Raw genomic sequence first — 14,785 nt, 5'->3', positions numbered from 1 at the left:
GACGGCGTCAACCGCCGGGGGAGACGCTGCTCCAGGGCAGGGTGAGCTCGCCGAGCCGCCAGCGGCCGGGGCCGCCGGTCGGCGGGACCGTCTCCACCGGCCAGTCCCGCGCCAGCAGCTCGGCCGTCCTGATCCAGCGCTGCCGCGTGCCGTACGCGCCGAAGGGGGCGCAGGCGGCCCAGGCACGGTCCCAGTCGGTCAGGAACGCGTGGATCCGCTCGCCGGAAGCGTTGCGGTGGATCAACGTCTTCGGCAGGCGTTCGGCCAGGTCCGAGGGGCGTTCGAAGCCGGTGAACCGGGCCGCGAAGGTGAGCGTGCGCGGTCCCTCGGCGCCGAGCGCCACCCAGGTCGCCCGGTGGCCGACCTCCGAGCAGGTTCCCTCGACGAGCACGCCCGAAGGGTGCAGGCGGGCTCGCAGCCGGTCCCAGTGCTCCCACGCCTCCGCCTCGCCGTACTGCCGTAGCACGTTGAACGCGCGCACGATCATCGGCGGGCGGGGGACCGGCAGCTCGAAGCCGCCCCTGACGAAGGACAGCCCCTCCCGTTCGTACGGCTTGGCCGCCGCGACCCGTTCTGGGGCGATCTCCACGCCCACCACCTCGGCCGTGGGGCAGACCCGGCGCAGCCGGGTGAACAGCTCGGTCGTCGTGGTGTGGGACGCGCCGTAGCCGAGGTCCACCACCAGCGGCGCCGCCCCCGCCAGGGCCGAGCGCAACAGCGGGCCGTAGACGGCGGCGATCCAGCGGTCGCACCGGCGCAGCCGGTTGTGCCCGGTGGTGCCGCGTGTGACGGTCCCCACCGGGCGGCCCGGTCTGACCGGCCTCATACCCCCGGCGCTACCCGGTGCACCTTGTGCTGCGCGGCCTGCGCGCGCGGCCGGACGACCAGCCTGTCGATGTTCACGTGCGACGGGCGGGTCACGGCGAAGGCGATCACGTCGGCGACGTCGTCCGCGCTCAGCGGGCCGGGAACGCCCTCGTACACCTTGGCGGCACGCTCGGAGTCGCCGCGGAAGCGGGTCAGGGCGAACTCCTCGGTCATGACCATGCCCGGAGCGATCTCGACGACCCGCACGGGGTCGCCGCACAGCTCCAGGCGGAGGGTCTCGGTCATCGAGGTCTGCGCGTGCTTGGCCGCGCAGTAGCCGCCGCCTCCCTCGTACGACACCAGGCCGGCCGTCGAGGTGAGCATCACCAGCACGCCGTCCCCCGACTCGATGAGCTTCGGCAGCAGTGCCCTCGTCATGCGCAGGGAGCCGAGCACGTTCACGTCGTACATCCGCTGCCAGTCGTCCACCCGGCCCCCGGCCACCGGTTCGAGCCCGAACGCGCCGCCCGCGTTGTTCACCAGGACGTCGCAGCGCTCCAGCGAGGCGGCCAGTGCGTCCACCGACGCCTGGTCGGTCACGTCGAGCGTCACCGGACGGATGCCCGGCACGTCGGCCGCCAGCTTGTCGAGCCGGTCCCGCCGCCGCGCCGCCGCCACGACCTGGTACCCCTCGGCCGCGAGGCGGCGGGCGGTCGCCTCGCCGATGCCGCTGCTCGCGCCGGTCACCACCGCTGTCCTGGTCCCCGCGACATCGGTCCCTGCGACATCGGTCCCTGCGGGATCGGTCCCCGGGGGATTGGTCATCGTCACCGCCATCGTCCTTCCACGCTGCTCCGGGTGGGCAGGCGCCATCCTCTCAGGATCTCCGGTGCTCACCAATGTCGGGGAATCCGGTGATGATTTTGGTGGTTATAAGCCTTTCGGAGGTGGTTCGGGTGTCGGTGTTACGACGTCGGGTCAACCGCGTCGCGACCATCAGTGTGCACACGTCCCCGCTGGACCAGCCGGGGACCGGCGACGCGGGCGGCATGAACGTCTACATTGTCGAGGTCGCCAAGCGTCTCGCGGCGCTGGGCATCGAGGTGGAGATCTTCACCAGGCGGACCGCCCGTGACCTGCCTCCGGTCGCCGAGCTGAGTCCGGGGGTGCTCGTCCGCCACGTCACCGCCGGGCCGTACGAGGAGCTCGACCGCGCCGATCTCCCGGGGCAGCTGTGCGGCTTCCTGTCCGGCGTCCTGCGCACCGAGGCGATGTACGACCCCGGCCGGTACGACGTGATCCACTCGCACTACTGGCTGTCGGGCCAGGTGGGCTGGCTGGCCAAGGAACGCTGGGGCGTGCCGCTCGTGCACACCATGCACACCATGGCCAAGGTGAAGAACGCGCTGCTCGCCGAGGGCGACAAGCCCGAGCCGGCGATGCGCGTGCTCGGCGAGGAGCAGGTCGTGGAGGTCGCCGACCGCCTGATCGCCAACACCGCCGCCGAGGCCGACGAGCTGATCAGCCTCTACGGGGCGCCGCGCGAACGGGTGGCGGTCGTCAACCCCGGCGTCAACCTCGCCGTCTTCCAGCCCGCGTCTAAGGGCGCCGCGCGCCGCCGCCTCAATCTGCCGCAGGACGCCTTCGTGCTGTTGTTCGTGGGCCGGATCCAGCCGCTCAAGGCCCCCGACGTGCTGCTCAAGGCCGCCGCCCGGATGCTGGTGGAGGACCCCTCGCTGCGGTCGCGGCTCGTCGTGGCCTGCGTGGGCGGGCCCAGCGGCAACGGCCTCGCGAATCCCTCCCTGCTCGGCGACCTCGCCGCCGAGCTGGGCATCCCCGACGTCGTACGGCTCGCGCCGCCCGCGCCGCAGCCGGAGCTGGCCGATTGGTACCGGGCCGCCGACGTGACCGTGGTGCCCTCCTACAACGAGTCGTTCGGCCTGGTCGCGCTGGAGTCGCAGGCGTGCGGCACCCCGGTCGTCGCGGCGGCGGTGGGCGGCCTGCGGACGGCCGTCAAGGACGGCGTGTCCGGCGTGCTGGTGGCGGGACACGACCCGCACGACTGGGCACGCGAGCTCGCCCGGCTGGCCCGGCATCCGGACCGCCTCGCCGAACTGGCCGCGGGCGCCGTGCAGCACGCCACGGGCTTCGGCTGGTCGGCGACCGCCGCCCGGCTGGCCGACGTGTACGCCGGCGCCATGGCCCAGCTCCACCGGACCCCCATCGCCGTCAACTCATAGGGTGGTCGGTATGAGACCGGATCTGGAAGCGGTCATCGCGTCGGCGCTGGAGTCCGCCGAGCTGTCCTACGAGCGGCCGAAGCCGGGTGCGTTCTTGGTCAGGCTGCCGGGCCAGCACAAGCTCGCCACCCTGACCTGGCTCGTGATCGGCGATCAGGCGTTGAACATCGAGGCGTTCTTCTGCCGGCAGCCCGACGAGAACCACGCCGAGTTCTACCGCTGGCTGCTGCACAAGAACGGCTCGATGTACGGCGTCCACTTCGCCGTCGACGCCACGGGCGACGTGCACCTGGTGGGCCGGCTGCCGCTGGACGCGGTGACCGAGGAGGAGATCGACCGGGTTCTCGGCTGCGTGCTCACCTACTCCGACGAGTCGTTCGACCGCGCACTCGAGCTGGGCTTCGCGACCTCCATCAGGCGCGAGTGGGAGTGGCGGGTCAAGCGCGGCGAGTCGCTGGCCAACCTGCGCGCCTTCGCCCGCGTGGTCGAGTCCTGACCAACGGGACGTCCGCCGCACGCCGATAGGATTGGCCGCATGGCGACTTTGGTGCTGCTGCGGCACGGCGAGAGCGAATGGAATGTCAAAGGCCTGTTCACCGGCTGGGTGGACGTCACACTTTCGCCGACCGGCGAGGAGGAGGCGCGGCGCGGCGGGCAGCTGCTCCTGGAGGCCGGGATCCGGCCCGACGTGGTGCACACCTCGGTGCTCACCCGGGCCATCAAGACCGCCAACCTCGCGCTTGAGGCGGCCGACCTGCTGTGGCTCCCGGTCAAGCGCTCCTGGCGGCTGAACGAGCGCCACTACGGCGCGCTCCAGGGCAAGGACAAGGCGCAGACCCGCGCCGAGTTCGGCGACGAGCAGTTCATGCTGTGGCGCCGTTCGTACGACGTGCCGCCGCCGCCGCTCGCCGACGACGACGAGTACTCCCAGGTCGGCGACGGCCGCTACTCGGTGCTGCCGTCGGAGCTGCTGCCGCGCACCGAGTGCCTGAAGGACGTCGTCGGGCGCATGCTGCCGTACTGGTACGACGAGATCGTCCCCGACCTGGCGGCCGGTCGCGACGTGCTGGTGGTGGCGCACGGCAACTCCCTGCGCGCGCTGGTCAAGCACCTGGAGGGCATCAGCGACGCCGACATCGCCGGCCTGAACATCCCGACCGGCATCCCGCTGCGCTACGAGCTGGACGCCGACTTCCGCCCGATCGGCAAGGGCGAGTACCTCGACCCCACGGCCGCCGCGGCCGCCATCGAGGCCGTCGCCAACCAGGGCAAGAAGTAACCCTCACGTCTCCCGCCAAGGCCGCGCTCCCTCGGGGAGCGCGGCCTTACTTGTAGACGACGGGCTTCCTCGCCTTGCCGGGGAACACCTGGACCAGGAGTTCCACCGCGCCGTCCGGGGGATCGGGCACCTGGGTCACGAGCTTGCGGCCGCGCAGGTGGACCCTGACCCGGTAGGAACCCGGGCCACGCGTGGTGAGCCCCTTCACGCTCGTTCCGTCGCCGTCCACGAGCTCCAGAGACCCGGACGGGCTCTTGTACCCGACCTCGACCACCTCGTCCCAGGCTCTGGTCTCGAGCGGCGGACGCCGGGTGTAGGACTCGACCGTCACACAGGCATGGCCGATCTCGTCGGCCGCCCAGATGGCCAGCGTGCCCAGGCCGCTTCCCACCAGGTCTCTCACCAGTTCCGGGGGGTTGCCCTCGTAGCCTTCTTCCCAGCCGTCGATGGTCCAGAACTCCGTCCACAACGTGGCCCGGCGCTGGCGTACGGGCCGAATCTTCGGCCGGTGCCGGGGATGCGCCGCGCAGGCCCGCTCCTTCTGGGCGACGTACGCGTCCGACTCCGCCTGCCGGCGCTCTTCCTCCGCCTGCTGCGCCCGGGCCACGGCCGGGCACAGGCTCGGCAGCACGATCGCCAGGGACGCCTGCGGGGCCTCTTGGACGGCCCGCGCGCCGGTGTCGCCCCCGTGCCGGGTCGCCAACGTGCACAGGTGGCGCCCTTGCGCGAGGACGTCCTGGTCGGAGACCTCGTCCCACCCCTCAAGACCCGAGTTGTACCGGTGGTCGGGGCCACGGACGGCGCAGAGGAAGTCCTTCTCCGCCGCGCTCAGCCTCGTGACCGCGCCGTCGCCGAATCCGGGACAGCCGAGTTCCCACTGCGCGCTCACCTTCCCGGGCGGGGACGACGCCGCCGGCAGCAGGACGACCGCGGTCACCGCCAGGACGGCCGCCGTCGTGCGGACGACCGGGCCCCGGCGCACGAACGGGCGCCGGGGAGCGCGTACGGCGAGCAGGACGAGGACCGGCGGGAGGCAGTCGTAGAGCCGCCACTCGAAGTGCTGGGACAACAGCTCGGGCGGCCCCCAGATCTGCGTGCACGCGGGGCCGAGCGCCGCGTCCAGCGCGGAAGCAGGAAGTCGGGGAGGTTGAGAACGAGCAGGACGACGGCCACGCAACGGCCGATGATCCTGCCCAGTCCGGCTCGCCCGCTCCGCAGGCTCAGACTCCAGCACGCGAAGCCCAGGACGATCAGCGGTGCACCGTCGTAGGAAAAGAGGGGAAAAGCCTTGATGGGATCTGCCCAAGGGGAGACCTGATCGTAGATGTCCCAGCCGGGGCAGGAGCCCGAGGAGATCGACACGTAGCTCCGGCTGCCGTCGTCGCCGGTCAGGGTCCACATGACCCAGAAGTAGAGGGTGGGAGCCACCGCGGTCAGCGTCGCCGCTGCCCAGAGCATCCATGATCGTCTCGGCACGAGAGCGAAGACTATTGGGCAGGTGCGACAAACGACCCGCGGTCCGGCGATGCGAGGGGCGTGCGAAAGCCCCGGCCCCCCGAGGACCGGGGCTTCCGCGCCCCCCGTACGCCGTCGCGTCAGCCGGCGAGGGCGTCCGCGTCGCGCGTACCCGTGACGAGGTACACGACGTCGCGGGCGACGCGTACGGCATGGTCGGCGTACCGCTCGTAGTAGCGGCCCGCCAGTGTGATGTCGATGGCGGCCTCGATGCCGTGCTCCCAGTCCTTCGACAGCAGGACGCGGAACAGCCGGCGGTGGCGGCGGTCCATCGCGTCGTCGTCCTCTTCCAGCTCCTTGGCGAGATCGATGTCGCGGGAGGCGATGCAACTGCCCGCCTTGGTGATCAGGTTCTCGGCGATGGCGCCCATCTCGACGAACGTGTCACGCAGCTCGGCCGGGATGGCGGACTCGGGGTGGCGCATCCGGGCGAGCTTGGCGATGTGCTCGGCCAGGTCGCCCATGCGCTCCAGGTCGGCGGCCATCCGCAGGGCCGTGATGACCGTACGCAGGTCGACCGCCACCGGCTGCTGCGTGGCCATCAGCTCGTAGATCGAGGCCTCGAGCTCCTGGTGCAACCGGTCGACCTCGGCGTCCTGGGAGATGACGCTCTCCGCCAGCTGCAGGTCGGCGTCGAGCAGGGCCGTCGTTCCTCTCGACATGGCCGACCGCACCAGGCGGGTCATCTCCACCAGGCGGTCGGTCAGGGCCGCAAGCTCTTCGTGATAGGCGTCGCGCATGGCCGCCACGCTACGCGCGGGTCGATGAACGAATTTCGACCGCCGGATGAACTTTTCCGGAAACAGGGCCGTCGTGCCAGGTCGGGCAGGTGGAAGAACCAGAAATGCCGCCTAGGCTGCTGAATGTGAACGAGTTGCTGGCGAGCCTGGCGGCGATGGGCGGATTCGTCCTCGGCTCCTTCGTCATGCTCGCGATCCGACGGCAGGCGGACAAGCCCCGCACACCCGAACCGGTGGACGACGGCCTGCCTCCGGGGGTGGCGTCGGTGCTCGCCGTGCTGCCCTCCTCGGCGGTCGTCCTCGACCGCGAGGACCGGGTGCTGCGTGCCAGCTCGGCCGCGCGCGCCTTCGGCCTCGTACGCGGGGAGTCCCTCATGGCCGCGGAACTGCTCGCGCTGGCCAGGAAGGTCCGCAGGGACGGCGAGATCCGCGAGAGCGAGATAGAGACGGCCGGACGCAAGTTCGGGCAGGAGTCCACGTCGTTCGCGGTGCGGGTGGCTCCGCTCGGCTCTCACGGGCAGGTGCTCGTGCTCGCCGAGGACCAGACCGAGCGGCAACGGGTCGAGGCGGTGCGCAGGGACTTCGTCGCCAACGTCAGCCACGAGCTCAAGACGCCGGTCGGCGCGCTGAGCCTGCTCGCGGAGACCGTGCAGGACGCGGCCGACGACCCCGAGGCCGTGCGGCGGTTCGCCGGCCGGATGCAGCACGAGGCCGCCCGCCTGACGTACCTGGTGCAGGACCTGATCACGCTGTCGCGGATCCAGGGCGGTGAGCCCATCCCCGCACCCGAGCAGGTGCCGGTCGACGAGACCGTCCACGAGGCGATCGACCGGTGCAACACGAAGGCCTCGGCGAAGGACATCACACTCGTCGCGGGCGGCGCCGAGGGCCTGAAGGTCTGGGGCGACGAGGAGCTTCTCGTCACCGCGCTGCGCAACCTCATCGACAACGCCGTCGCCTACAGCCCCGAGCACACCCGCGTCGTGATCAGCGCCAGACCGGCCGGGAACGCCGTCGAGGTCAGCGTGAGCGACCAGGGCATCGGCATCCCCGAAGGTGCGCAGGAACGCATCTTCGAACGGTTCTTCCGTGTCGACGCCGCCCGGTCACGGGCCACCGGCGGCACCGGCCTCGGCCTCGCGATCGTCAAGCACGTGGCGGTCGCGCACGGCGGCGAGGTCACGGTGTGGAGCAAGGAAGGATCCGGCTCGACCTTCACTCTTCGCCTTCCCGCGTTCGGCGGTCAGGCGGTCCCCGTACCAAGCACGACCATCCCCCAGGAGGCCGCTAAGTGACTCGGGTACTCGTCGTCGAGGACGAGGAGTCGTTCTCGGACGCCTTGTCGTACATGCTCAGGAAAGAGGGGTACGAGGTCGCGGTGGCGGCCACCGGCCCCGAGGCCCTGGACGCGTTCGACCGCAACGGTGCCGATCTCGTCCTGCTCGACCTGATGCTCCCGGGCCTGCCCGGAACCGAGGTGTGCCGCTCGCTCCGGCAGCGTTCCAAGGTCCCCGTGATAATGCTGACCGCCAAGGACAGCGAGATCGACAAGGTCGTCGGCCTCGAGCTGGGGGCCGACGACTACGTGACCAAGCCGTTCTCGTCCCGCGAGCTGGTGGCGCGCATCCGCGCGGTGCTGCGCAGGCAGGGCGACGTCGAGGAGGTGGAGTCGGCGGTCCTGGCCGGGGGACCGGTCCGTATGGACGTCGACCGGCACATCGTGGCCGTTCGCGGACGGCAGGTCCAGCTTCCGCTGAAGGAGTTCGAGCTGCTCGAAGTGCTGCTGCGCAACGCCGGGCGGGTGCTCACCCGTGGTCAGCTCATCGACCGGGTGTGGGGCGCCGATTACGTGGGCGACACCAAGACGCTCGACGTGCACGTGAAACGGCTGCGGGCCAAGGTCGAGGCCGATCCGTCCAACCCCCGCTGCATCCTCACCGTGCGCGGCCTGGGCTACAAGTTCGACCCGGCCGACGAGTGAGGCCGTACGGGCCTGTACGGCTCGTACGGCACGCCCAGTGGTAAAGGAGCCCCTGTCCGGCCGGACAGGGGCTCCCGCACGTCTACGCGACCCGCTACTGGGCGTCCGGGGTGGGCGACCCGGAGGGGGCGGCGTCGGTGGTCGCCGGGCTCGCGGTGTCCGACGGCGCCGGGCTCCCCGTCGCCGTCGGCGAGGCCGCGGGCGTGGCCGTCGGCGCGGGCGGCAGCGTCGCGAACTCGCGGCTGCGGGCGACGACCGGAACGGTGAGCGCGACGTCGCCGGCGTTCTTGAACTGGAGCGTGAGCTGGATGCTCTCCCCGCCGCGCAGCGCCGTCTTCAGGCCCTCGACCGTGACGTCGGGGGTCTTGGCGAGGGTGCCCGGCTGCAGGTCGATGGGGCTGGCCACCTTGACCGAGGTGGCCTTCTGCTCCTCCGGAACGATGCCGGTGAGCTGGTCGGCGGTCCCCGTGCTGTTCAGGAGAGTCAGGTAGAGCGGCGCCGACCCGCCGGCGGCGAGCTGCTGGCCGGAGTCCGGCCCGAGGATGAACGCCTGCGGGATCATGACGCCGTTCTTGCCGTAGGCCTTGCCGGGGCCGTCGCCGTCGTAGAGGACGCCCGCCTCGTTCGGGGCGTACGGCACATTGGTGTTGGCGTCGAAACCGGCGCCACACGCGGCCAGTGCAGGGATGGCGGCGGCGAGGAGCGCGGCAACGGCGATCGCCCTGCGACGGCTAGTGCTGGTCACGGTTCGAGGTCTCCTTGGTACGCACGTGTATGGGCAGCAATCACCTTATCCGCGCCGGTCACCGGTCCGGCGTCGGCTCCCGGTCCGTACGCGCCAGCACTGCAGGTCATCCGGTATGTCCTATATGCCGATTCACAGAGTGGATGGCTTGTCAAGCCCCAAAACGAGGCTTTGACCTGCAGTTATGTTCCTTTCACTGTTCCGGGAGGCGGTAACCGCGTGGTACCCTGGAGTACAGCGGAAGGGGTACTCGTCACATGACTTTCCAGGTCGGCGACACTGTCGTCTACCCCCACCATGGGGCTGCGCGGATCGAGGCCATCACGACCCGAACCATCAAGGGTGAGGAAAAGACCTACTTGGTGCTGAAGGTCGACAAGGGCGACCTGACCGTACAGGTGCCAGCGGAAAATGCCGAACTCGTCGGTGTGCGCGACGTCGTCGGCCAAGAAGGACTCGAGCGGGTGTTCGACGTGCTGCGCATGCCGCACACGGAGGAGCCCACCAACTGGTCCCGCCGCTACAAGGCCAACCTTGAGAAGCTGGCGTCTGGAGACGTCAACAAGGTGGCCGAGGTTGTGCGCGACCTGTGGCGGCGCGACAAGGAGCGCGGCCTGTCCGCCGGTGAGAAGCGCATGCTCGCCAAGGCGCGCCAGATCCTCGTCAGCGAGCTCGCGCTGGCCGAGAAGACCAACGAGGACAAGGCGGAGGCCCTGCTCGACGAGGTGCTGAACTCCTGAACATCACATCGCCAAGGGTGGGCATCGGGGTCGATGTCCACCCTTTCGCGTCCGGCAGGGAGCTTCACCTCGCCGGACTGTTCTGGCCGGGTGAGACCGGGCTGGCCGGCCATTCGGACGGCGACGCGGCGGCGCACGCCTGCTGCGATGCTTTGCTGTCGGCCGCGGGGCTGGGAGACGTGGGCGCGCTCTTCGGCACCTCCGACCCCCGCTGGGCGGGCGCCGCGGGCGTGACCCTCCTCGAGGAGGCGGCCCGCCAGGTGCGGGCGGCCGGCTTCGAGATCGGCAATGTGGCCGTCCAGATCATCGGGAACCGCCCGAAGGTCGCGCCTCGCCGCGCGGAGGCGGAGAAGGCCCTCGGGGCCGCGGCAGGGGCGCCGGTGAGCGTCAGCGCGACCACGACCGACGGACTCGGGCTCACCGGCCGCGGCGAGGGTGTGGCGGCCATCGCGACCGCCCTGATCCTCCCGGCGTGAATGTTCCGTTCCAATCGGACATGTCAACCCGAATGAGGCCCGGAGCGTCTCACTAACGCGTGGGCGGCGGCTCGGACCAAGGCGCGGAATCGAGCCGCCGCCCTCTTTTTTCTTTCATGGGGCGCATATTTCCGTTCCGTGGGGTAGCCCACAGTTCGAGGATGAAAGGGTCACCCTCAACGGGAGGTCGATATGACAATCGAGTCCATTCTCGGCGCCATCGTCATCGGTGCGGTCATCGGCGCTCTGGGCCGCCTGTTCCTGCCCGGGCGGCAGCCGATCGGCTGGCTGCTGACGATCGTCGTCGGTATCGTCGCGGCGCTCATCGGTACCGCGATCGCCCAGGTCATGGGCGTGGCCACGACGGATGGCATCGACTGGATCGAACTGGTCATGCAGGTCGTCCTGGCTGTCGTCGGTGTCGGCATCGTCGCCGGCCTCAAGCGAGGGTCGCGGGTGTAAGGCACTCGCCGGGTAGGGCGGCCCCCGCCCTCACCCCGTAGCGCGCGCAGGCCCGTCCGGCTCCCCAGCCGGGCGGGCCTGCGCGCTGTGCGCCCCGGCTCCTGCCCGCGCCGGCCCGCGGCCCTTGGGCGGGCGAGCACGAGCGGGTCTTTGAACCGGCGAGCACGAGTAGGTCTTTGGGCGGGCGAGCACGAGCAGCCGGGAAGCGGACCGCGCTCCGTGTGCCGTCGGCACACGGACGTCCAGGCGGCGGCCGAGGCCGGCTGATGCGCGGTGCCGGTGTCAGCGGGCGCATGGTGCCGCGTCAGCGGCCGGGTTGGCGCCGGTGTCGGGGCGTGCGCATGAGGCGAGCCCTCACGCGTCGTAGGGGCGGGCGCGGAGCACACTCCCGCCGGGGCTGTCAGGCGGGCGGGCGGGGCGTGCTGCGCATCCGGCCCGACGGGGGCGCCATCGGCACGGTGCCTGTCTGCGTGCCTGTCTGCGTGCCCTCGGCGGCCTCCTCAGCCTCTTCGGGTTCAGGCGTGCCCTGATCGCCGCCCTCCGCGGCGTACGGCCCGCGCCTTGCGTGCTGCTCGTCCGGGTCGGCGCTGTCGGACGCGTGCGCGGGATCCGGCACGTCCCTGATCTGACGGAGGGGCTGCGTGTCGACACCCGCCTCGTCCTCGGGCTGTTCCGGCTCGGCGTCGGAGGGCTCTCCCGGCTTCGGGCGGGGGTGCACGAGGACGTCGCCGGTGTGCGGCCGTACGAGGTCACCCCAGCGCACCGGGCGGTTCCGCCGGGGCGGTGCCGGGCGGTCATCCGCCTCGGCTTCCGGTGCGGGCGCGGCGGACACCGCGGCCGACTCTGCGGCCGACTCCGCGTCGCGGGCGTGCTCGTCCACGGCCGGTTCGGTCACGGCCGGCTGGGTCATCGGCGGTGCGGGGGCCGGCTCGGCCGGCTCCGTTACGGGCGGTGTACGAGGCGCCGCCGTCGGAGGCACGACCGGCAGGGCCTCGGGCTCACCCGGCTCCTGATCCGGCTCCTGGTCCGGGATGTGGTCCGGGGTGTGGTCCGGCACCTCGTCAGGAGCCCGATCCGGCTCCTGGTCCGGCACCTGGTCCTGCGGGGTCGCGGCTCCGTCCTCGGCGGCGGTTCCCGAGAGCGCTTCGGGCGGCAGCCGTAGGCCGTCCTCGTCGGTGTCGGGGGTGCCGGGGATGCCGGGGGTGTGGGTGTGGGACCCGGGCTCGTTCTCGGCCTGCGGAGGAGTGGCGGGCAGCGGCGGGGCGTACTCGGGTGGCGCGACGGTCTCGGAGACCGGACTGACCGGCAGCGGGGGAACGTAACCGGGGGGAGCCACGGCCTCGGGAACCGGCTGCAGGGGCGGTGCGCCGTGTTCCTCGGCGACGACGTGCGCGGGCGCGGGACGGTCCCGCTCGGCCACCGGATAGGGGCCGGTGACGACGGCCCGTCGTTCGCGCTCGGCGTCGAAGGGCACGAGGTCGTCGTCGGAGTCGTTGTCGCCGTCCAGGTCGGCCCGGTTCGTGCGCATGTGCTTCAGCAGGAGCAGCAGCAGCCACAGGCCGATGGCGAGCATCACCCAGGGCAGCAGGGCGACGACGAGAGCGCTGGCGTCAGGGTCGAAGGAGACGCCGACCGCGGTCGCGGCGTTCGCGGCGGCGGCCGCCACCAGGAGCAGAAGCAGGACGAAGCCCGCCTGTAACCGGACCAGGAAACGCGCGCCCCGCAGCAACGGCACGCTGCCCAGGGCGACGACCAGCAGGACGTCGAACGCCGTGGGATACAGGTAGGCGAGCCGGGGCTCGGCACGGCCGGAGACGGCCAGGGCCCGCAGGTCGTCGAAGGACAGCGCACAGGCCACTCCGGCGAGCACCGCGAGGGCGGCGCCCGCGAGGCCGATGGCCAGGCGGCGCAGCACCAGTGGGATTCCGGAGGGGGTGTTTCGGGACGGGCGGGAGGCCGTGCCTGCCGCGCCGGGGGGAGTCACGTCCATGGCGTTTCGAGCCTACAGAATCGCGGTGACGATTGATCGCACCCCCGTGATCACCCACTTCGTGTCGGAACCGGGGCCTGCGCCGGGAAACACGACCCCGCCCGGCGACGGTGTGCGCCGGGCCGGCGGCCCTCGCGGGATGCGCGCGAAGGCTGTGCGAATCGAGCCGTGCGAATTGAGCCGTGCGAATCGAGCCGTGCGGACTGAGCCGTGCGGACTGAAGCTTTGCCGGCCGGCGCCCGTGCGGACCGCGTCGGGGGATCGCCAAAAAGATCGTTAAGGCTTGCGTTTCAGGTTATATCCCGACTTATGTGTCGGAAGGTTCAATGATCGGCCACGCCGAGCCGTTCATGGGGCCCAAGTAGCCCTGTGCTGCGCCGTCAGGCGTTAGCCTTGCCTTCGTGAGCCTGCACCTCTATGACACCAGCACGCGTACGGTCCGTGAATTCGTACCGGTCGAGCCCGGCCGGGTCTCGATGTATCTGTGTGGTGCGACCGTCCAGGCTCCGCCGCACATCGGGCACATCAGGTCCGGCGTGAACTTCGACGTTCTCCGCCGGTGGTTGCTGCGGCAGGGCTACGACGTGACCTTCTGCCGCAACGTCACCGATCTCGACGACAAGATCATCAGGGTCGCCGCCGAGGAAGGCGTGCCCTGGTTCGTCGTCTCCGAACGCAACCAGCGCGCCTTCGGCTGGGCGTACGACCAGCTCGGCTGCCTTCCGCCGACCGTGGAGCCCCGCGCGATGGGCCACGTGCCGGAGATGATCGAGCTGATGCGGCGCCTGATCGACAAGGGTCACGCGTACGCCGCGGGTGGCGACGTCTACTTCGACGTGGTCTCGTACGCCGATCGCTACGGCAAGCTCTCCAACCAGAAGCTGGAGAACATATGGGCGGCCGGTGACACCGACACCGACTCGCTCAAGCGCGACCCGCGCGACTTCGCGCTGTGGAAGGGCGCCAAGCCCGGTGAGCCCACGTGGCCGACGCCGTGGGGCAAGGGCCGTCCCGGCTGGCACCTGGAGTGCTCGGCCATGGCGACCAAATATCTCGGCGGCACCTTCGACATCCACGGCGGCGGCGTCGACCTGATCTTCCCGCACCACGAGAACGAGATCGCCCAGTCGCAGGCGGCGGGCGACGGCTTCGCGCGCTACTGGCTGCACAACGGCATGCTCAAGCTCGACGGCGAGAAGATGAGCAAGTCGTCCGGCAACTCGCTGCTGATCCCCGACATGCTCCGCAAGGTGCGTGCGGTGGAGCTCCGCTACTACCTGGTCGCGGCGCACTACCGTTCGGCGATCGACTACTCCGACGAGGCGCTCCAGGAGGCGGCGGCCGGATACCGCCGGATCGAGGGGTTCGTCACGCGGGCCGCCGAGGTGATCCACGACGTGGACGCCGCCGCGCCGCTGCCCCAGGCGTTCGTGGACGCCCTGGACGACGACCTGAACGTCTCGCAGGCGCTCGCCGTGATCCACGAGGTCGTCCGCGAGGGCAACGTCGCGCTGGCCCAGGGCAACAAGGAGCAGGTGGCCCGGCTGCTCGCCGAGACGCAGAACATGCTCGACGTGCTCGGCCTCGACCCCAGGTCGGAGCAGTGGCGGTCGACCGGCGACTCGGGGCTCCGGGAGGTCGTGGACGCGCTCGTGGCCGTCGCGCTGGAGCAGCGGCAGGCCGCGCGTGCGCGCAAGGACTACGCGGCGGCCGACGCGATCCGCGACCAGCTCGCGGCGGCCGGGATCGTGGTCGAGGACACCCCGCAGGGTCCGCGGTGGGAGCTGGCACAGTAGGCGTGGCCCTACGC

At 71.1% G+C, this 14,785-nt stretch carries 15 protein-coding genes; 9 read left to right on the top strand and 6 right to left on the bottom strand.

Features of this window, described 5'->3' with window-relative positions:
- Positions 1-7: 7 nt before the first annotated feature.
- Together AB0O28_RS19340 and AB0O28_RS19335 are read right to left on the bottom strand one after the other, a co-directional pair.
- On the bottom strand, positions 8-826 hold the full coding sequence (locus AB0O28_RS19340; protein WP_363641911.1) for a class I SAM-dependent methyltransferase: 819 nt from the start codon (positions 824-826) through the stop codon (positions 8-10).
- Entirely contained in the window at positions 823-1,680 is an 858-nt protein-coding gene (locus AB0O28_RS19335) for an SDR family oxidoreductase (protein WP_363641909.1), read from the bottom strand. The genes AB0O28_RS19340 and AB0O28_RS19335 overlap by 4 nt, the downstream gene beginning before the upstream one ends.
- Positions 1,681-1,763: 83 nt before the next feature.
- On the opposite strand from AB0O28_RS19335, the gene mshA reads away from it, so the two are divergent.
- The 3 genes from mshA to AB0O28_RS19320 are packed head-to-tail and all read left to right on the top strand — an operon-like array spanning position 1,764 to position 4,326.
- Positions 1,764-3,047, top strand: a complete 1,284-nt coding sequence (mshA, locus tag AB0O28_RS19330) for a D-inositol-3-phosphate glycosyltransferase (RefSeq protein ID WP_363641907.1) — start codon at positions 1,764-1,766, stop codon at positions 3,045-3,047.
- A 10-nt stretch (positions 3,048-3,057) separates the two neighbouring features.
- Positions 3,058-3,543, top strand: a complete 486-nt coding sequence (locus AB0O28_RS19325) for a YbjN domain-containing protein (RefSeq protein WP_139580412.1) — start codon at positions 3,058-3,060, stop codon at positions 3,541-3,543.
- 39 nt (positions 3,544-3,582) lie between these two features.
- The gene (locus tag AB0O28_RS19320; protein WP_363641904.1) at positions 3,583-4,326 is read left to right on the top strand and encodes a phosphoglyceromutase; all 744 of its coding nucleotides are present in this window, start codon (positions 3,583-3,585) and stop codon (positions 4,324-4,326) included.
- 46 nt (positions 4,327-4,372) lie between these two features.
- Here the strand turns inward: AB0O28_RS19320 and AB0O28_RS19315 are convergent, their stop codons facing one another.
- Both AB0O28_RS19315 and phoU read right to left on the bottom strand, forming a co-directional pair.
- Positions 4,373-5,503: a hypothetical protein gene (locus AB0O28_RS19315; protein WP_363641902.1), complete on the bottom strand. Its 1,131-nt coding sequence runs from the start codon at positions 5,501-5,503 to the stop codon at positions 4,373-4,375.
- A 418-nt stretch (positions 5,504-5,921) separates the two neighbouring features.
- On the bottom strand, positions 5,922-6,581 hold the full coding sequence (phoU, locus tag AB0O28_RS19310; protein ID WP_363641900.1) for a phosphate signaling complex protein PhoU: 660 nt from the start codon (positions 6,579-6,581) through the stop codon (positions 5,922-5,924).
- Between the two features lie 185 nt (positions 6,582-6,766).
- On the opposite strand from phoU, the gene AB0O28_RS19305 reads away from it, so the two are divergent.
- Both AB0O28_RS19305 and AB0O28_RS19300 read left to right on the top strand, forming a co-directional pair.
- Positions 6,767-7,876: an ATP-binding protein gene (locus AB0O28_RS19305; RefSeq protein ID WP_363642101.1), complete on the top strand. Its 1,110-nt coding sequence runs from the start codon at positions 6,767-6,769 to the stop codon at positions 7,874-7,876.
- Positions 7,873-8,562: a response regulator transcription factor gene (locus AB0O28_RS19300; RefSeq protein WP_363641898.1), complete on the top strand. Its 690-nt coding sequence runs from the start codon at positions 7,873-7,875 to the stop codon at positions 8,560-8,562. The genes AB0O28_RS19305 and AB0O28_RS19300 overlap by 4 nt, the downstream gene beginning before the upstream one ends.
- Positions 8,563-8,656: 94 nt before the next feature.
- Here AB0O28_RS19300 and AB0O28_RS19295 read toward each other — a convergent pair whose 3' ends face one another.
- Complete coding sequence (locus AB0O28_RS19295; RefSeq protein WP_363641896.1) at positions 8,657-9,307, bottom strand: copper chaperone PCu(A)C; 651 nt, start codon at positions 9,305-9,307, stop codon at positions 8,657-8,659.
- A 257-nt stretch (positions 9,308-9,564) separates the two neighbouring features.
- Between AB0O28_RS19295 and AB0O28_RS19290 the strand changes: the two genes are divergently transcribed.
- From AB0O28_RS19290 to AB0O28_RS19280, 3 genes are all read left to right on the top strand, one after another.
- Positions 9,565-10,047 carry a CarD family transcriptional regulator gene (locus tag AB0O28_RS19290; protein ID WP_030510364.1) on the top strand — a complete coding sequence of 161 codons (483 nt, stop codon included), beginning with the start codon at positions 9,565-9,567 and terminating at the stop codon, positions 10,045-10,047.
- A gap of 17 nt (positions 10,048-10,064) precedes the next feature.
- The gene (gene ispF, locus AB0O28_RS19285) at positions 10,065-10,523 is read left to right on the top strand and encodes a 2-C-methyl-D-erythritol 2,4-cyclodiphosphate synthase (RefSeq protein ID WP_363641894.1); all 459 of its coding nucleotides are present in this window, start codon (positions 10,065-10,067) and stop codon (positions 10,521-10,523) included.
- A gap of 192 nt (positions 10,524-10,715) precedes the next feature.
- A complete protein-coding gene (locus tag AB0O28_RS19280) occupies positions 10,716-10,985 on the top strand; it encodes a GlsB/YeaQ/YmgE family stress response membrane protein (RefSeq protein ID WP_139580418.1) in 270 nt (89 codons plus the stop codon).
- 400 nt (positions 10,986-11,385) lie between these two features.
- Here AB0O28_RS19280 and AB0O28_RS19275 read toward each other — a convergent pair whose 3' ends face one another.
- Complete coding sequence (locus AB0O28_RS19275; protein WP_363641891.1) at positions 11,386-12,975, bottom strand: DUF2637 domain-containing protein; 1,590 nt, start codon at positions 12,973-12,975, stop codon at positions 11,386-11,388.
- Between the two features lie 401 nt (positions 12,976-13,376).
- On the opposite strand from AB0O28_RS19275, the gene cysS reads away from it, so the two are divergent.
- The gene (gene cysS, locus AB0O28_RS19270) at positions 13,377-14,771 is read left to right on the top strand and encodes a cysteine--tRNA ligase (protein ID WP_363641889.1); all 1,395 of its coding nucleotides are present in this window, start codon (positions 13,377-13,379) and stop codon (positions 14,769-14,771) included.
- Positions 14,772-14,785: the final 14 nt, after the last annotated feature.

Origin of the sequence: Microbispora sp. NPDC088329 (assembly GCF_040685655.1) — a bacterium.
Classification (GTDB): domain Bacteria; phylum Actinomycetota; class Actinomycetes; order Streptosporangiales; family Streptosporangiaceae; genus Microbispora.
This window is presented reverse-complemented; position numbering and strand designations above follow the sequence as displayed.